At 62.9% G+C, this 17,814-nt stretch carries 13 protein-coding genes; 7 read left to right on the top strand and 6 right to left on the bottom strand.

The window, feature by feature from the left end; all coding sequences use genetic code 11:
* Positions 1 to 3 precede the first annotated feature (3 nt).
* Both JP75_RS19180 and JP75_RS19175 read left to right on the top strand, forming a co-directional pair.
* Positions 4 to 2,682 carry a sensor histidine kinase gene (locus JP75_RS19180; protein WP_035086076.1) on the top strand — a complete coding sequence of 893 codons (2,679 nt, stop codon included), beginning with the start codon at positions 4 to 6 and terminating at the stop codon, positions 2,680 to 2,682.
* Positions 2,679 to 3,374, top strand: a complete 696-nt coding sequence (locus JP75_RS19175) for a response regulator (RefSeq protein ID WP_035086074.1) — start codon at positions 2,679 to 2,681, stop codon at positions 3,372 to 3,374. The genes JP75_RS19180 and JP75_RS19175 overlap by 4 nt, the downstream gene beginning before the upstream one ends.
* Here JP75_RS19175 and JP75_RS19170 read toward each other — a convergent pair.
* The gene (locus tag JP75_RS19170) at positions 3,371 to 6,694 is read right to left on the bottom strand and encodes a hybrid sensor histidine kinase/response regulator (RefSeq protein WP_035086073.1); all 3,324 of its coding nucleotides are present in this window, start codon (positions 6,692 to 6,694) and stop codon (positions 3,371 to 3,373) included. The two genes, JP75_RS19175 and JP75_RS19170, sit on opposite strands and share 4 nt — an antisense overlap.
* A gap of 222 nt (positions 6,695 to 6,916) precedes the next feature.
* Between JP75_RS19170 and JP75_RS19165 the strand changes: the two genes are divergently transcribed.
* The 5 genes from JP75_RS19165 to JP75_RS19145 are packed head-to-tail and all read left to right on the top strand — an operon-like array spanning position 6,917 to position 12,248.
* On the top strand, positions 6,917 to 8,572 hold the full coding sequence (locus tag JP75_RS19165; protein WP_035086071.1) for an ABC transporter substrate-binding protein: 1,656 nt from the start codon (positions 6,917 to 6,919) through the stop codon (positions 8,570 to 8,572).
* Positions 8,573 to 8,631: 59 nt separating this feature from the next.
* On the top strand, positions 8,632 to 9,609 hold the full coding sequence (locus JP75_RS19160) for an ABC transporter permease (protein ID WP_035086070.1): 978 nt from the start codon (positions 8,632 to 8,634) through the stop codon (positions 9,607 to 9,609).
* 5 nt (positions 9,610 to 9,614) lie between these two features.
* Complete coding sequence (locus JP75_RS19155) at positions 9,615 to 10,523, top strand: ABC transporter permease (RefSeq protein ID WP_035086068.1); 909 nt, start codon at positions 9,615 to 9,617, stop codon at positions 10,521 to 10,523.
* Positions 10,520 to 11,314, top strand: coding sequence for an ABC transporter ATP-binding protein (locus JP75_RS19150; protein ID WP_035086067.1), 795 nt, complete (start codon positions 10,520 to 10,522; stop codon positions 11,312 to 11,314). The genes JP75_RS19155 and JP75_RS19150 overlap by 4 nt, the downstream gene beginning before the upstream one ends.
* A 4-nt stretch (positions 11,315 to 11,318) precedes the next feature.
* On the top strand, positions 11,319 to 12,248 hold the full coding sequence (locus tag JP75_RS19145; protein ID WP_035086065.1) for an ABC transporter ATP-binding protein: 930 nt from the start codon (positions 11,319 to 11,321) through the stop codon (positions 12,246 to 12,248).
* A gap of 62 nt (positions 12,249 to 12,310) precedes the next feature.
* On the opposite strand, the gene JP75_RS19140 is transcribed toward JP75_RS19145, so the two are convergent.
* Genes JP75_RS19140 through JP75_RS19120 form a run of 5 tightly spaced genes read right to left on the bottom strand, consistent with a single transcriptional unit; the run spans position 12,311 to position 17,812 of the window.
* Positions 12,311 to 13,159, bottom strand: a complete 849-nt coding sequence (locus JP75_RS19140; protein WP_035086062.1) for an alpha/beta fold hydrolase — start codon at positions 13,157 to 13,159, stop codon at positions 12,311 to 12,313.
* Positions 13,160 to 13,191: 32 nt separating this feature from the next.
* Complete coding sequence (locus JP75_RS19135) at positions 13,192 to 14,355, bottom strand: M24 family metallopeptidase (protein WP_035086061.1); 1,164 nt, start codon at positions 14,353 to 14,355, stop codon at positions 13,192 to 13,194.
* Between the two features lie 3 nt (positions 14,356 to 14,358).
* Positions 14,359 to 15,246: an ABC transporter permease gene (locus tag JP75_RS19130; RefSeq protein WP_035086058.1), complete on the bottom strand. Its 888-nt coding sequence runs from the start codon at positions 15,244 to 15,246 to the stop codon at positions 14,359 to 14,361.
* A complete protein-coding gene (locus JP75_RS19125) occupies positions 15,246 to 16,205 on the bottom strand; it encodes an ABC transporter permease (RefSeq protein ID WP_035086057.1) in 960 nt (319 codons plus the stop codon). Before JP75_RS19125 ends, JP75_RS19130 begins: the two co-directional genes overlap by 1 nt.
* Before the next feature lie 20 nt (positions 16,206 to 16,225).
* Positions 16,226 to 17,812, bottom strand: a complete 1,587-nt coding sequence (locus tag JP75_RS19120) for an ABC transporter substrate-binding protein (protein ID WP_201772955.1) — start codon at positions 17,810 to 17,812, stop codon at positions 16,226 to 16,228.
* Between the last annotated feature and the right edge of the window lie 2 nt (positions 17,813 to 17,814).

Here is a 17,814-nt window from a genome sequence, read left to right as displayed (position 1 = left end):
GACGTGCAAGACATCCGGCGTCCAGATCCCGAAGCACTCCTCGCCGAAACGCAGAAGGCGCATCGGGGCAAGCTCAAGGTTTTTCTGGGCATGGCGCCGGGTGTCGGCAAGACCTACGAAATGCTGCGTCAGGCAAGGCGGCGCAAGATGGACGGGCTCGATGTGGTTATCGGGCTCGTCGAGACGCATGGGCGCAAGGAGACCGAGAGCCTGCTGAGGGGCATGGACGTGCTGCCGCGGCGGCCGATTGAGCATCGGGGTCGGACGCTGCTGGAGTTCGACATCGACGCGGCACTGGCGCGGAAGCCGGAACTACTGATCGTCGATGAATATGCCCACACCAATGCTTCGGGCTCGCGGCATCCGAAACGCTGGCAGGACGTGGAAGAATTGCTGGCGGCGGGGATTGATGTCTGGACGACGCTGAACGTCCAGCATCTCGAAAGCCTCGTCGATGTCGTGCTGAAGATCACGGGCGTGCGGCAGCGCGAAACGGTGCCGGACGGGGCGCTGTCGCGGGCGGATGATATTGAAGTCATCGATATTACCCCTGCCGAATTGCGCGAGCGCATGGCGGCGGGAAAGGTCTATGTGCCGGAGACGGCGCGGCTGGCGGCCGACAATTTCTTCAAGCCCGAAAACCTGACGGCGTTGCGCGAGCTGGCGCTGCGGCGCGCGGCGCAGACGGTTGACGACCAGCTTAACGCAGCGATGCGCGTGAAGGGGCTTGAGGGGCCATGGGCGGCGGGGGACCGCATACTGGTTCTCGTGGCCGATGACGGGATGTCGAGTGCGTTAGTCCGGCAGGGCAGGCGGCTGTCGGACACGATGAAGGATGCGCCCTGGATCGTGGCGCATATTACGCGTGGGCGCTCTGAAGACGGAGAAGCCGGCACGACGTCCAAACTGGCAGATGCGCTGAAACTGGCCGAGCAATTGGGGGCGACGACGGTTGTGCTCAATGGCGAGGATCTGGTGGCGACCGCGCTCGCCTATGCAGGTCAGAACAATGTGACGCAGATCGTCATCGGCAAGGGGCCGGACAATCGGTTGCGGGAAATGTTCGGCCTGTCGCTGGCGGCTGAACTGCTGCGCGCGGCACGGGGGGTGTCCATTCACGTCGTGACCGAGCCGGGCGAGAACCAGGTGCGGATGCGGCGGCCCTGGCTGCAAATCCTGCGGCGCGGCTGGGCGCCTTATGCCATTGGGCTGGGTTATGTCGCGGTGGCGACGGCGCTGGCCTATGCGCTCGACCTGCAGTTCGAGCGGGCCGATCTGGGCATGATTTTTCTCGCGGCCATTCTGGCGGCGGCTGTGGTGCATGGGCTGGCGCCGGGCATGGTGGCGGCCGTGTGCGCCTTTGCCATCTACAATTTTCTCTTCCTCAACCCGCGCTACAGTTTTTCCATCGGCTCGCCGACTGATCTGCTGACGCTGATGGTCTTTCTAGCGGTGGCGCTGGCGACGGGCATTTTGGCGGGGCGTTCACGCGACCGGGCGCGAGAGGCACAGCGGCGGGCGAGTGATGTGACCTCGCTGCTGGTGGCGACGCGGGCTTTTTCGCGGGCACCGACCAAGGCCGACGCTGCCCGCGCACTGGCCGAGCAGACGACAGCGGCGACGGGGGCGAAGTCGATCGTGCTGCTGCCCGAGAATGGGGAACTGGTGACGGTGGCCGGGGCGCCGGAGGCGCAGGAGCTGGGGCCGGGGGCGATGGCGGCGGCGCGGTGGACCTGGGAGCGGGGCGAACCGGCGGGGCACAATACGGGCACGCTGCCGCAGAGCAATTGGTCGTTCCGACCGCTGCGCGGGGTGCAGAACCGGGCCGGCGTGGTCGGCATCGAGCGGGTGGCGACGGTGCCGGGGTCGGATCAGGAAAAATTGCTTACGGCGCTGGCGGATGGCGGTGGCATTGCCATCGAGCGCGCCGAATTTGCGCTGCATGCGGTGGAGGCCGAGACCTTGCGGCGCTCGGACCGGTTCCGTACGGCGTTGCTCAATTCGGTGAGCCATGATCTGCGGACGCCGCTGTCGACGGTGCTGGGGTCGTCGTCGACGCTGTTGGAACTGGGCGACAAACTGGCGCCAGAGGTGAAGCAGGACCTGCTTGAATCCATCCGCGAAGAGGGCGAGCGGCTCAATCACTATATCCGTAACCTCCTGGATATGACCCGGCTTGAGGGCGGCGGGGTGACGCTGCGGCTCGAGGATAGCGATATCGAGGCCGTGCTGCGCACGGCAACGGCGCGGTTGAGCCGGCGGCTGGGCGAGCATTCGATCACCTATGATTTCCCGGCGGAACTGCCCAGGGTGACGATTGATCCCGGCCTCCTGGAGCAGGCGGTCGTCAATATCCTCGAAAACGCGATTGCCTATTCGCCGGACAATACCGAAATCAGCATTGCGGCCTATGAGGACCGCAGGAAGGTCATCATCAGCATCGAGGATGAGGGCAAGGGCATTCCCACCGACGAGCTGGAGCGGGTGTTCGACAAGTTCCGGCGGCTCGAAGAACCGACCGATCGCAGCAAGGGCGTGGGGCTGGGGCTTTCCATCACCAAGGGATTCATCGAAGCCATGGGGGGCACTATCGTTGCCGCCAGCCCCATTCATGGCGACAAGGGCACGCGCATGCTAATTGCCCTCAACAAATCGGACGCCGACGTCTGGAAAGACAAGTGAACCAACCGCTCGCACGTATTCTGGTTATCGACGATGAGCCGCAGATCCATCGCTTCCTCGGGCCGGCGCTGGAAGCGGCGGGCTACCACCATCGGCGTGCCGACAATGGCACACAGGGGCTGCGCGAGATCGCGCAGTGGAGCCCCGATGTGGTGATCCTCGACCTTGGCCTGCCTGACATGGACGGCAAGGATGTGCTGGCGCGGGCGCGGGCTTTCTACGAGGGGCCGATCCTGATCCTTTCGGCGCGCGACAAGGAAGGCGAGAAGATCGAGGCTTTTGAAAGCGGCGCCAACGACTATGTCGAAAAGCCCTTTGGCATCGGCGAGCTGTTAGCGCGTATCAAGGTGGCGTTGCGCCCGCGGACAGTGGCGCAGCCGGCCGTGACAAAAGTGCGGTTTGGCGATGTCGAGGTTGATCTCGACATGCGCTATGTCAGCCGCAACGGCGAGCCGGTGCATCTGCCGCCCAAGGAATATGCGCTGCTGACGCGGCTGATTTCGGGCCATGGCAAGGTGCTGACGCATAAGGAGCTGCTGGTGGCCGTTTGGGGCGTGGCGCATACCGAGGACACGCAATATCTGCGCGTCGCCATCGGCCAATTGCGTCAGAAGCTGGAGATGGACCCGGCCTCGCCGAGCCATATCGTCACCGAGCCGGGTATCGGCTATCGGCTGAAGCGCGAGGGCTAGGTCCGCTCGGCTTCGAGTGAGGCTTTCACCATGCGCTTGAGGCTGGAGACGTGTCCGGAGAGCGGCTCGGTGGTTTCCGGATGGAACGACGCTACCTGCGCGAGGACATATTCGCCGGTGCCGATGACGTCGCGCCAGCGGGGGCGGTCGGGCAGGGTTTCGACGAGCAGATATTTGTCGAGCGTGCGCGATTGCAGCGAGGAGCGGTCGAGGCTGACGCGCCAGATGCCGCTTTCCTCGGCGAGGTCGAATTTCGATTTGCCGGTGGCCTTGCGCCAGAGGTTGAGGCTCTCGGTCATCACCGCCACGATCATTTCTCGGTAAAGTTCCCGGTCCGACGAGGTCTCTTCGATAGCCGCAAGGTCGGGGCCGACAGTATCGAGGACATCGCGAATGGAGCGGTTGACGAGTTCCGCGCGGTGGCGGAGCGGGGCGGTGTCGTGGTCGATGATGAGGGCGAGCCCGCCGCCTTGCTGAGGCTCGATCTCAAAGCCTTGGACGATCATCTTCTGGTCCGTGGCGCCGAAGGTCGTGCTGGTGAGGCTGGCCTGGCCGTCGGTTCCGATCTCGGTGCGCATGGTGTCGAGGAAGTTGGGGGCGAGAAGGTCGCCGAGGAGGGTCTGGCCGGTTTCGATGCGGCCGCCGGAAAGCTGCATGGCTTGCTGGTTGGCATAGATGATGCGCCCAGCCTCGTTGGCGCAGACGAGGCCGACAGAGACTGTATCGAGAAGGCGTGACATGCGTTGCTGGGAGAGCCTGAGGGCGTCTTCAACGCGCACGCGGCGGTCGATTTCCTGCTTGAGTTCGACATTTTCGCGCGCCTGCACCTGGGCGTGGGTGGCCGAGAGCAGGGTGGCGATGCGCGCTAAAAGCTCGTCCTTGACGAAGGGTTTGCACACATAGTCGTTGGCGCCGCTTTCGAAGCCGGCGAGGAGATCGCGGGTACGGCTGCGGGCGGTGAGCATGATGATGGGCAATTCGTGCAGCGAGAAACGCTCGCGCAGTTTTCGGGCGACATCGAGGCCGCTGAGGCCGGGCATCATCACGTCGAGAATGACGAGGTCGGGCTTTTGCCGCGCGACGGCGTCGAGCGCTTCACTGCCATTGCGGGCGGCTTCGAAGCGATAGCCGAGCGGTTGCAGGACGTTGCGCAGCACCTGGATATTGACCGGTTCGTCATCGACGACGAGGAGATGCGGCCCATCCTTGGCGGCGAAAGGCGCGTCGGGCATGACGGGCAGGTCGATATAGCCGCTGCCGGGTTCGGCGAGGAGTTCGATGGCGCTGAGCTCCGAGCCGGGAGGGGCGACGGGGAGGGCGAGGCGGAAGATCGAGCCTTCGCCGAGCGTGCTGGTTGCAGAGAGCTTGCCATGCATGGCGTGGGCGAGTTGCCGGGCAATGGTGAGGCCGAGGCCGGAGCCTTCGATCTCGTTGCCGCTGGCGCGTTCGAGCGGCTGGAAGACGCGTTCGAGACTGTCGGCGGCGATGCCGATGCCGGTATCGCTGATCGATATTTCGATCTCGCTGCCGACATGGCGGGCGCTGACCGAGACCGTGCCGCTGCCGGTATATTTGATGGCATTGCCGACGAGATTGTAAAGGATCTGTTCGAGCCGCACCGGGTCGGCATCGAGATAGGGCAGGTCGTCTTCGAGCTCGACCTTGATGCTGACGGGCTCGCCCCAGACCATGGTTTGCGCCACAGAGAGAACATTGCGGATCGAGGTGGGCAGGTGCACGGCGTGGATGTCGAGATTCATCCGGCCCTGGCGAATGCGGTAGAGGTCGAGGAGGTCATCGACGAGGCGAGAGAGGCGCCGCGCCGAGAAGGTGATGAGTTCGAGCTGGCTGCGCTGCAGGGCGGTGAGGTCGCCGGCAGCACCGGTCGCCAGCGTGCCTGATATGCCGATGATGCCATTGAGTGGGGTGCGCAATTCGTGGCTGGTATTGGCGACGAAGGCATCCTTCTGGCGGTCGGCTTCTTCCAGTTCCGCGTTCTTTTCGGCGATGACGCGAACCTGCTGTTCGAGTTCCTGATTTTTCTGGCCGATCAGGGTGAGCTGATCGCGCACCGCCATGCGCATGCGGCTGAAACTGGTGGTGAGGCGCGCCAGCTCATCGGGGCCGGAGATTTTCGGCACGTCGAGATCGAGTTGCCCTGCGGCGATGGCTTCGGCCGCATCGGCCAATTTGCCGAGCGAGGCCGAGATGGTGCGCGAGAGCATGAGGGCGATGAGGAAGATCAGCGGTAGGCTGATGGCGGCGATTAGGGCCACGAACTGGGTGAGGGATTCCGTCTTGGCGAAGGCGAGACGGGTGGGTGTCTCAGCCGAAAGATGCCAGGGCGTGGCGCCGAATGGCAGGACGGTCCAGGCGGCAAGGGCGGGCTCTCCACCGGCACCGCTATCGAGAATGTCGGCACCGCGTTCCGAGCCGCGGGAAATGCTGGCAAGGCGCTTGTCGCCGGGATGGAGGGCGCCGTCGGGCGGGCCGGAAATCAGCGCGCCGCTGCTGCTGGTGAGGAACAACTGGCCTGTCGCCTGATTGCCGAACTGGCCCTGCACGACCGCATCGACGGCCTCGGCGGGTAGGCGGAAGACGGCGAGGCCGCGGGTGCGGCTGTGGAAGTCGATACGCACCGCGACATAGGCGGAAAAGGCATTGGTGACGGGGTCGCGGCGAAAATCGAGGAGGGCGAGGCGGTCTTCGCCATCGCCTTCGAGTAGCGTTTCCGTCAATTGCCCGAGCGGCGTGTTCCTCAGCGTCATGTCGAGATCGGCGCCGAGATAGCCGTCCTTTTCGACCGAATAGATGACGCGGGCGGCGCTATTGATCAGGTAGAGGTTGTCGAATTCGGAGGTGCGCACGAAGCTGGCGAAATCTTCGTGGAAACGGTTATGCGCATTGGCATATTCGAGCGCGGTACGGAGGAGGGGGCCACCCATTTCGGCGGGCTGGCCGACGCCGCCTCCGTTGAGCGCAAACACCTCCTGCAAGACGCGCTGCGCCTTGTCGGGCGAGGCGTCGATCATGCGGAAGGCGTAGGAAAAGCCGTAAAACTCCCCGACCGAATAGCGCACCGTATTGGACTTGGTGAGCGTTTCTGCCTGGCGCAGGGAGAAGGCCAGATATTGCTCGATTTCGGCATGCTTGGCGTCGCGCACGAACTGGAGCTGCGCAAAGGTCTCGTCTCGAAGGCTCGAGGTCAGGGTGGTGATCAGCGCCCAGAAGGTCAGGGACAGCGGTACAGCCATGACGCCGAGAAAGATCAGGAACAACCGTCCCCGAAAGTTGGACGGCCAGAGCGCCGGCAGCTTCATGTCTTCTCCTCCCGGCTCCGCGGCCTCACCTCCCCGATGAGACCACTTCAAACCAGACTCCCGCCGCCGCGCTGGGTGTTTTGCCGATTTTTCCGGCGAATTTGACGATTTTGACGCGGTGACTCCATCACCACTCTAGTGCCAATTAGATACCAATCGCAACTCATGCGATGGATCCGGCCTCGACGCTGGATGCGGAGGATCATTTTGGGAGGAGTTCATATGTCTCTGAAGAAGACGACGCTCGTGCTATTGGCGGGCACTGTTGGCCTGCCTGTCGCCCATGCGCAGGAAGCCATTCTGACGGCAGTGCCGCAGCAGTTGACCGCCTGGGTTGAAAACTACAACCCGATGAATGCCACCACGGTTCTGCCGACGGTGCTGGACTTCATGTATGAGCCGCTGGTCGTGTTCAACGCCATCAAGGGCGGCGAAGCGAACTATCGCCTTGCGACGGACTATGCCTATTCCGAAGATCAGCTCTCGCTGACCTTCACCATGCGCGATGGCGCAAAGTGGTCGGACGGCGAGCCGCTGACGGCCAAGGATGTCGCCTTCACCTTCAACATGATCAAGGAATTCCCCGCTCTCGACCTGCGCGCCGTCTGGCCCAAGCTCGAAAGCGTCGAAGCCAGTGACGACAAGACCGTCACCTTCAAGTTCAAGCAGGTAGATGCGGGCCTCATCTACCAGATCGTGCAGACCTATGTGGTGCCCGAGCATGTCTGGGCCGACGTGGCCGACCCTGTCACCTTCACCAATCCCGCTCCGGTCGGTTCGGGTCCGCTGACGGAAATCCGCCGCTTCACGCCGCAGGAATATATCCAGTGCCGCAACCCCAATTATTGGGACAATGCAGAACTGGAAGTCGACTGCATGCGCATGCCGCAGGTATCGAACAATGACCAGGTGCTGACCATGGCCGCCAATGGCGAGCTCGACTGGTTCGGCTCCTTCCTGCCCGATATCGAACGCACCTATCTCGCCGGCGATCCGGATCACCGCGGCTACTGGTTCCCGGCCGGCTCGCCGGTCTATTTCTCGCTCAACATGGAAAGCGAAGACGCGGGCCTCAAGGAAGCCTTCAGCGATGTCGACTTCCGCCGCGCCTTCTCGATGGCCATGGACCGCCAGGCCATGGTTGATATTGCCGGCTATGGCTATCCGACTGCCAACGAATATGCCTCGGGCCTCGGCCAGGCTTATGACGTGTGGAACAATGTCGAGGCGGAAGCCGAATTCGGGCACTTCGCCCGCTTCGATATCGAAGCTGCCAAGACGCTGCTGGCCGATGCCGGCTATGCCGACAAGGATGGCGATGGCTTCCTGGAAACCCCTAGCGGCCTGCCGATTGCCTTTGAAATCATCGTGCCCAATGGCTGGACTGACTGGGTGAACACGGTGCAGCTCGCCATCGAAGGCCTTGCCGAAGTGGGCATCAATGCCTCGATGGCAACGCCGGAAAGTCCGGCCTGGACCGATGCGCTGATCTCGGGCAAGTACGAAGCCGCGCTCAACGCCGTTGCCACCGGCGTCAGCCCGCACTTCTTCCTCGACTCTTCGCTGCATTCGCGCAATGTCGGGCAGAACCGCTTCGCGTCTTCGCGCTATGCCAATCCCGAACTCGACGCGGCGCTCGATGCCTTCAACGCCACAACCGATGCGGCCGAGCAGAGCGAAGCCATGAAGAAGGTTCTGGCCCTGATCGCAGCCGACATGCCGCTGATCAACGTCTTCAACAACCCGCTCTGGTACGAATACAACACGACCCGCTTCACCGGCTTCTTCAATGCCGACAATCCGGTCGCTCGTCCGGTGGTCTATGCCGGCGTGCCGGAACGCCTGCTGCATCTGCTGGCACTCTCCCCAGTCAAGTAATCCCTTGAAGAAAGGCGGCGCGGCTTCGGCTGCGCCGTCTTGCTCTTTTGGAGAGTGCGATGAATTTCGTTATCCGCCGGATAGCCTTCTATCTTGTGGCCTTCCTCGTGGCCGCCACGATCAATTTCGCCCTGCCGCGGCTGATGCCCGGCAATCCCATCGACGTCATGTTCGCCCAGCAGAACAGCACTCTGACGCCGGAAGCGCGCGACGCGCTGGTCGCGACATTTGGCTTTGCCTCGGGGCCGCTGCACCTGCAGTTTCTCGACTATATGAAGTCGGTCTTTACTGGTGATCTCGGCTATTCCATTCGCTTCTATCCGCAGAAGGTGAACCAGGTCCTGGCCTATGCGCTGCCCTGGACGCTGCTGCTGGCGGGGACGGCGACGCTGCTGGCTTTCTGTGTCGGCTCGGTCATCGGCACCTTTGCCGCCTGGCGCCGCGGGGGCATGCTCGATGCGGTGGTGACGCCGGTCTCGCTGGCCCTGCAGGCGACCCCGGCCGTGGTGATTGCCCTGACCGCACTCTTCATTTTCGGCGTGGCGCTGAAATGGCTGCCTACCGGTTATGCCTTTGCGCCTGCGCTTGACCCCGCCTGGAGCTGGGAGTTTTTCGGCAGCGTGGCGCTGCATGGGCTGATGCCCATCTGCTCGCTGATGGTGGTCTTCGTCGGCGGCTATCTCGTCACCATGCGCAACAACATGATCGGCCAATTGGGCGAGGACCACGTGACCATGGGGCTCGCCAAGGGTCTGTCGGATCGGCGCGTGCAGCTCAACTATGCGGCTCGCAATGCGCTGCTGCCTTCGGTGACCTCGCTCGGCCTGACGCTGGGCGCCATTCTCGGCGGCTCGCTGGTGACGGAGGTGGTGTTCAATTATCCCGGCCTCGGCCAGACGCTCTATATCGGCATCGTCACGCGCGATTATCCCCTGATCCAGGGGCAGTTGCTGATCATGACCTTTGCGACCCTGCTCGCAAACCTGGCGGTCGATCTTCTCTACGTCTTCCTCGATCCACGCCTGCGGAAGGCCTGAGACCCATGTTCGAGACACTCAAAGTTTTCCTGCGCAACAAGAAGGCCCTGATCGGCCTCATCATTGTGCTGCTCTATGTCGCCGTGGCCGTCTTCGGGCCCATGCTGCTCAATCTCGATCCGATGCAGCGCGTTGGTCGGCCGCATCAGCCGCCCAATCCGGATGAATTGCTCGGTACCACACGCATGGGGCGCGATGTTTTTGCGCAGTTGATCTATGGCACGCGGACTTCGCTCGCCGTGGGCTTTTTCGCTGGGATCATCATCGTCTTGATAGGCACAGTGCTCGGCATTGCTGCCGGCTATTTCGGTGGCTGGATCGACGAGATCATCTCGTTCTTCACCAATGTGGTGCTGGTCATTCCGCAATTGCCGTTGCTGCTGGTTATTGCCGCCTTCATGGGGCAGACCAATCCGGCTGTCATCGCCATCATCATCGGCATGACCTCCTGGGCCTGGGGCGCGCGCGTTACGCGCTCGCAAACTCTGACCCTGCGCAATCGCGAATATATTCTTGCCTCTGAACTCATTGGGGAGCGGCCGACGCGGATGATCTTTGTCGAGCTGCTGCCCAACCTGCTCTCGATCATCGGCTTCAATTTCATCGGCTCGGTGACCTATACGATCATCACCCAAGCGACGCTCGAATTCCTGGGCCTCGGCAATCCCATGTCGGTTTCCTGGGGCACGATGCTCTACCATGCGCAAAATGCCTCGGCGATCAGCGTGGGGGCCTGGTGGGAAGTGCTGGTGCCGGCTGTGGCCGTCGCGGGGATCGGTGTCGGGCTGTCGCTGCTCAATTTCGGTGTCGACGAGATATCCAATCCGCGATTGCGGACCCTTGGCACGGTGGCCGCGGCCATCAAGGCACAGAAGAAAATCGACCAGCAGCGCCTCGCGGAGGTCAAGCCATGACCGACAAACCATTGCTTGATGTACGCGGGCTGAAGGTCGACTTCTTAACCGCCAAGGGACTCTTCACTGCCGTTAAAGGCGTCGACTTTTCCATCGGCCGCGGCGAAGTGCTGGGGCTGGCGGGAGAGTCAGGTTCGGGCAAGAGCACCATTGCTCTGGCGCTGATGCGCTTGCACCGACCGCCGGCCATCATCTCCGAAGGCTTCATCACACTCGATGGCGAGGATGTGTTGGCCATGACGCCGGAGCGCTTGAGAAAGTGGCGCTGGTCGAGCGTTTCGATGGTGTTCCAGAGCGCCATGAATTCGCTCAACCCGGTGCTGACGATCTTCGAACAGTTCCGCGACGTCATCGTGCGTCATACCGGCGTGTCGACCGCGGAGGCGCGGGCCCGAGCCAGCGAATTGCTGGCGCTGATCGGCATTCCGCAGAGTCGGCTCGACGATTATCCGCACCAGCTTTCGGGCGGCATGCGGCAGCGCGTAGTTCTGGCTATCGCATTGGCGCTGGAGCCGAAACTGATCATCATGGACGAGCCGACGACGGCGCTCGACGTGGTGGTGCAGCGCGAAATCCTGCAGGAAATCGTCGAACTGAAACGCAAGTTTGGGTTCTCGATCCTTTTCATCACCCACGATCTGGCGCTGATGGGGCAGTTCGCCGATCGCATCGCCATCATGCTTGAGGGAAAGCTGGTGGAAGTGGCGCCTTCGGCCGAACTGATCGCCAATCCGCAACATGACTATACCAGGCGGCTCTGGTCCTCCATGCCGCTGCTGACGAGGGGTTGAGGCCATGCAGCAGGTTTCAGAACTGCTTCGGATCGAAGGCGCGACCAAGATCTTCCACATGAAGCCCATGCTGGGCGCGGCCCATGAAGTGGTGGCGCTCAACAATATCTCGCTCTCGATCCGGCCGGGCAAGGCGCTGGCCGTGGTTGGGGAAAGCGGCTCGGGCAAGTCGACGCTCGGTCGGGCGGTGGCGCGGCTCTTCCAGCTCTCCTCGGGCACGATTGCCTTCAAGGGGCGGGATATTGCCGGGATGCGCTCGCACGCCGAAAAACTCGATTATCTGCGCAGCGTGCAGATGGTGTTTCAGGACCCGTTCTCGGCGCTCAATCCAGCGCACACGATCCGGCACCATCTCGAACGGCCGCTGATGTTGCACAGGAAGCTGCGGGGCGAGGCCCTCGATAGTGCCGTGCAAGAGGTGTGCTCCGATGTGGAACTGGACCCCGCGGTGACGCTGGAAAAATATCCGCACGAGCTTTCGGGCGGCCAGCGCCAGCGCGTCAATCTCGCACGGGCCTTGGCTGTTGGCGCCGAGCTGATCATTGCCGACGAGCCGACTTCGATGCTCGACGTGTCGATCCGCCGTTCCGTGCTCGACCTGATGCGGCGGATGAAGGAGACGCGCTCGATCACCTTCCTCTACATCACCCATGACATTGCGACGGCGCAGTTCATCGCCGATGACATCGCCATCATGTATGCGGGGCAGGTGGTGGAATGGGGGACGCCGAACCTGGTGATTTCCAATCCGCAGCACCCCTATACCAAGCTGCTGCTCTCGGCCGTGCCGGACCCAGCAATTAAGCTCGATGGCACGGGTGCAAAATCGTTCGCGAGCGAAGCTCAGGCGGTGCGGGCGCTGGCGCGAAAGGCTTCGCCGGAAGTCATGGAAGTGCAGCCGGGCCATTTCGTGCGCAAGTTCGACCCGATCTAGGCTGGGCCGTCATTCTTTCTCCGAGACCGGCGCATGTTTGCGCCGGTCTTGCGTTTGGCCTGTCAGGCCTTGCCGAGGGCGCGGCGAAGGAAGTCGCGGACCGTCTGCTGGAATTTCGGGGCTTCCTCGACCTGCGGGGCGTGGCCCGAGTTTTCGAAGATGACCAGTTCCGAACCCGGGATCAGGCGGTGGATGGTTTCGGAAGCGGCGACGGGGGTGATCCAGTCGTGGCGGCCGACGGTGATCAGGGTCGGGACCTTGATCCCGGGCAGATGCGGCTTGAGGTCGTAGTTTTCCTGGTTCACGGCGAAGGCAAAATTGTGCGTCGCATAGTGATAGGGCGTGTTGGCGACGCGCGCATGCACCTTGTCCATGTCGAGGTCATGGTCGTAGAGCGGCAGGATATGCGCCCAGGCAGCCTTGAGGTCCTCGTTGTCGCGGGTCGTGCCGGCCATGATGCGGTTGAAGAGGTCAAGATCGACTTCGATGCGTGGCGAGGCAAGGGCGTTGGCGCGCGAGAGTTCGCGGTGTGCATTGTCGGCGGAAGTGTCGCGCAGCACCATGGCGAGGACGCGGTCGGGATAGCGGATGGCATATTCCATCGAGATGAAACCGCCATAGGACCCGCCGGCCATGATGATCTTTTCGGCCCCGATCCATTCGCGAATGGCATCGACGTCGGCGGCCCATTGCTCGTGGGTGAAGGGCGCCTTGTCTTCCGAAGCGCCGCTGCCACGGGCGTCGAAGACCACGACGCGATACTCGTCGGAGAACGGACCGAAGGAGCCCTTGGGCTCGGCATGGCTGCCAAGGCCGGGGGCGCCGTGGTGAACGATCATCACCGGCTTGTTCTTGTCGTCGCCGCCCAGCACTTCGATGTTCAGGCGTGCGCCATTGATGGTGACGTCCATTCCAGTCTCCTCTTAGTCGTAAAATCCAGCGATCAGCCGATGATGCATTCGTCGATGGTGCGCGGATGGCTGGTCAGCCGCTCCGGGCCAGTCTCGGCGATCAGCACCGTGTCGGAAATGCGATAGCCGCCGTGGCCGGGGATATAGAGGCCCGGTTCCGACGAGACGATCATGCCCGGCTGTAGCGGGCTGTCATCGCCATCGGCGATCCACGGCGGCTCGTGCAGCCAAATGCCGATGCCATGGCCCTGGCGGTGGCGCAGATATTGCGCCATGCCGGCCTCGCGGATGACATCGAGGCAGATGCGATTGGCTTCCGAGCAGGGGCGGCCGGCGATCAGCGCATCGGTGCCGATGGCCTGGGCACGGGTGGCGACTTCGAAATAGCGGCGCTGTTCGGCTGTGGGTTCGCCCATGACGAAAGTGCGCTCGCTCTCCGCAAAGCGACCGCCGACGGCGCAGCCGAGCGAGAGAATGAAGGTTTCGCCGGGCTTGACGCGTTCGGCCGAGGGCAGGCCATGGGGCAGGGCGGCGTTCTTGCCGGTATAGACGAGACCGCCGGCCAGCATCTGGCCGACAACGACATCTTCGTGCTCGGCATACATGGTCTTGGTGCCGAAACTGGTGACATGGCGTGCAAGTTCGGCCTCCGAGGGAAGTGGCGCGCCTTCCGCCAGGGCATCGCAAATCAGGCGAAGGCCGGCATCCACCATGGCATCGGAAATGCGGGCCGCTTCGCGGTGAAGGGCGATCTCTTCCGGGAATTTGATGAGCCGCGCGTCCTCGACGATTTCAGACATGACCCAGGTGGCATTGGGTGCAAACTGCTCGAACTTTCTGACCCGGCCGACGGGCGTCGTCGGCGAATAGGCGATGCGGCCGGTCGGGTTCAGTTTTGATAGCAGGACCGAGAAGGCGTCCTCGATGCCGGGATATTCGGGATAGACGACGAACTCGGCGGCGGTGTTCTGCTTTTCGGCGTGGTCGGCTTCGAGCGCCGGCACGAGCAGGATGCAGTCCCTGGCCGTCAGCCAGATCGCGGCCGGGCGTTCATTGGGAAAATGAAAGAAGCCGCTGAGATAGGCGACGTGGTGATGGTCGTCGACGAGGAGACCATCGAACCCCTGCGCCGCCATGCGGGCGCGCAGCCCATCCTGGATGCGCGCATAGGTATCGCGCGAAAGACGTTGCTTCACGGCTCAATTCTCCCGGGTTTTTGGATTGCGGGCGTCGTTATAGGCAATCGACATCAGGGTCGAAGAGACGACCAGAAGCAGGATGGCCAGCGAGGGGAAGAGCGTGCACCACCAGGCAACGGTGAGCGCGCCGGAACGCTGGGCATTGAAGAGAATCTTGCCCCAGGACCAGCTCTCCGGATCGCCGAGGCCGAGGAAGGAGAGGCCCGCTTCCGACATTACGGCGCGCGAAGCGGTGAGCACGACCGACACCACGATGATCGGGGCCACGGCCGGCAGCAGGTGGCGGGTCATGATCCAGAAATGCGAGCCGCCAATCGTGCGCGCGGCATCGACATAGGGGAGACGCGTGACCGACAGCGCCTGCGAGCGGACGATGCGGGTCACTTCGGGCCAGGAAAAGAGCGCAATGACGACGACCAGCGTGGTCACCGAGGGGCCGACGAGGGCTGCCACGAGGATCATCAGCGGCAATACCGGCAGGGCCAGGGACACGTCGACCAGCATGGAGATCGGTGCGTCGAGCCTTTTGGCATAGGCGGCGAGAATGCCGAGTGCCACGCCGATGAGGATGGCGAGGAAGGACGAGGCAAAGCCGATGATCATGCTGATGCGGGTGCCCCAGATGACCTGGGCCAAGACGTCACGCCCGAGATCGTCGGTGCCGAAGGGATGGGCGGCGGAGGGCGGCATTAGGATTTCGATGCCATAGCCGCTGGGGAATTCGGCGAGGAGCGGGGCAATGATGGCAATGACCACCATGAGCAGAATGACGGCGGCCGAGCCCATGCCGAGCGGGTTGCGCCGGAAGGCGCGCCAAGTGCGCTGGGCGGGTTTCAGGTCGGCGGGAGCCAGGGTGGGCGCGGTCGCGGAAGTGTTGGTCGTGGTCATCAGGCGCGCACCCGCGGGTCCAAGAGCCCGTAGGCAATGTCTGTGATAAGGTTGGCGATCACCACAGTGGCAGCCAGCAGCACGAAAGCGCCCTGCAGCACGGGGAAATCGAGCTGGCCGACAGCCTCATAGATGGCGCGGCCGACGCCGGGATAGGCATAGATGGTCTCGGTGAGCACGGCGCCGCCAACGAGGAACCCGATCTGAAGGCCGATCAGGGTCGTGGTGGGGAGGAGCGCGTTGCGCAGCGCGTGCTTCCAGATCACCTTGTTTTCGCGGGTGCCCTTGGCGCGGGCGAGATCGCAATATTCTTCGCCGAGGGCTTCGATGAGCGTGGCGCGCAGGGTCAGCACATAGGAGGCGAGCTGCGCGAGAACGAGCGTGAAGCTGGGCAGGATCAGGTGGTGGAGGACGGAGAGATAGTAGGAAAAACCCGTGAGGCCCGATTTGACCGCCCCGCCTATGGGGAACCAGCCGAGCATGAGGCCGAGGGTGTAGAGGAGCAGAATGCCGAGCGAAGGCACAAAGAGCGACTGTCCGACGACGCCGGTGATCTGGACGACCTGATCGACCCAGCCGCGGGCACGGGTGGCCGCCAGGACGCCAAGCGGCACGCCAAGGATCACCGTGAGCAGGAGCGCCGACCCGGTCAGAAGGAGCGTCCACGGGAGACGCTCCATCAAGACTTGGCTCACCGGCTGGCTGCGCAGGAACGAGACGCCCAAATTGCCTTGAACGAGCTCGCGCAGATACGCGAAGTACTGCACGAGCAGAGGGCGATCGAGGCCGAACTGCTGCAACTGGGTCTGGCGGATTTCCTCGGTCATGCCCGGTGCGGCGACAGCCAGCACCGGGTCACCCGGCAAAAGCCGGACGAGGAAGAAGGTAACCGTCACGGCGAACCAGAAGGTCACCAATCCACGTATCAAACGTTGCAGAAAGTAGCCGGTGAGATGCACGTTATCAGGTCTCTACTGGATCAGTTCTTGGGCTTGACCGAAGCCAGCGACAGCGGATTGACCAGCGAGAGCAGGTCGGAAGGCTGGATCACGAAACCTTCCCACTTGTCGCTGTTATAGGCGAACTGGAAGGTCTGGTAGTAGAGCACGTTGTCGTAGACCTTTTCCGAGATCAGCTTCGCGGCTGCCTGAACCGGTACCTTCACAGCTTCGGGGGTCGTGGCGGCCTGGGCTTCGTCGATCAGCTTTTCGAGGTCGGGGTCGGAGATCGAGGCATAGTTGATGAAGCCGCCGGTGCGATAGGCGAGGCCGAGATAGGCGGCCGGCTCTTCCATCACCGCCCAGTTGCCGGCGTAAATGTCAAAGTCCTTCTCACGGCCACGGGCCAGGTACGTGTTGCGCTCGAGACCGGTCAGGTTGATCTTGATGCCGGCCTTGGCAGCGCCGTCCTTCATGATCTGGGCCCAGTTGGCGATATCGGCGGCGCTCTGTTCGTAAAGCAGGGAGAATTCGATTCCGTCGAAGAAGCCGTCGCCATTGGCGTCGGTATAGCCGGCATCGGTCAGGATCTTTTTGGAAAGCTCCGGATCGAAGGCATATTCCTTGGCTTCCGGATCGGCCCAATAGCTGAGGACCGGCGACACGGCCGAAGAATTGGTCGAGGTTGCAAGGCCCTGCATGGCGATCGTGCGGATGGCCTCGTAGTCCACGGCATGAGCCAGAGCCTGACGCACTTCGAGCTTGGAGAGCACTTCGTCGGTCATGTTGTAGAGAACATGCGACCAACCGAGCGACGGCGCCTGGGCGATGGTGATGCCCGGCTGGCCCTGCAGCGTGCGGGCGATCGGGGCCGGCAGCGAGTTGGCGATGAGATCGAGGTCACCGGCGCGCAGGGCGAGGGCCTGGGCGTTCACATCGGGGAAGACGCGGAATTCGACTTCGTCGACGGTCGCCTTGCCGGCTTCAACGAGCGGATAATTGTCGACGGCGGTCAGCAGGTAGTTCTGGCCGGCATTGACTTCGGTGAGGATGAAGGGACCAGCGCTCACCCAATCCTTGTCATTCGCGAAGGCTGCGACCTGGCCGACTTCGGGGAAGGCGTGCTTGGGAACGATCGGCATCCAGAAGCCGATATTGGTGAGGAAGGTCGAGTCCGGACGGCTGAGCGTGAATTCGACGCGGGTCGGCGAAACGGCCGTCGCGCTGACGAAGGACGGGATGAGACCTGCCGTCACGCCAATCTTTTCGGTGGTGACTGCGGTGATGGTGAAGACGATGTCATCGGCCGTGAAGGGCGTGCCGTCATTCCAGGTCATGTCGCCGCGGATGTCCATCCAGGCGGTCAGGCCGTCCTCGGAATAGCCCCATTCGGTGGCAACATAGGGATCCTTGGAGCCCTTGTCCGTCATCTGCATCAGGCGCGGATACATCAGGTTCGTGACCCAGGTATCCGAACGGCTATTGCCGACGAGCGGGTTGAAATTGACGACGTCGGCGGTGGTGCCGATGACGATGCGGCTGGCTGCGTCCTGCGCTGAAGCAGGGCTCAGGCTGGCCATCCCCATGGCCATAACGACCCCGCCCATCAGGACGGAACGACGGGTCAAAG

This window comes from Devosia riboflavina, from assembly GCF_000743575.1.
Taxonomy (GTDB): Bacteria; Pseudomonadota; Alphaproteobacteria; order Rhizobiales; family Devosiaceae; genus Devosia; species Devosia riboflavina.
The sequence above is the reverse complement of the archived record's forward strand: the minus strand, read 5'-3'. Positions and strand labels throughout refer to the sequence as shown.

Coding starts and splice junctions, on each gene's coding strand:
- JP75_RS19170 (WP_035086073.1), bottom strand. CDS start 6,694: ATGAAGCTGCCGGCGCTCTGGCCGTCCAACTTTCGGGGACGGTTGTTC.
- JP75_RS19165 (WP_035086071.1), top strand. CDS start 6,917: ATGTCTCTGAAGAAGACGACGCTCGTGCTATTGGCGGGCACTGTTGGC.
- JP75_RS19160 (WP_035086070.1), top strand. CDS start 8,632: ATGAATTTCGTTATCCGCCGGATAGCCTTCTATCTTGTGGCCTTCCTC.
- JP75_RS19155 (WP_035086068.1), top strand. CDS start 9,615: ATGTTCGAGACACTCAAAGTTTTCCTGCGCAACAAGAAGGCCCTGATC.
- JP75_RS19150 (WP_035086067.1), top strand. CDS start 10,520: ATGACCGACAAACCATTGCTTGATGTACGCGGGCTGAAGGTCGACTTC.
- JP75_RS19145 (WP_035086065.1), top strand. CDS start 11,319: ATGCAGCAGGTTTCAGAACTGCTTCGGATCGAAGGCGCGACCAAGATC.
- JP75_RS19140 (WP_035086062.1), bottom strand. CDS start 13,159: ATGGACGTCACCATCAATGGCGCACGCCTGAACATCGAAGTGCTGGGC.
- JP75_RS19130 (WP_035086058.1), bottom strand. CDS start 15,246: ATGACCACGACCAACACTTCCGCGACCGCGCCCACCCTGGCTCCCGCC.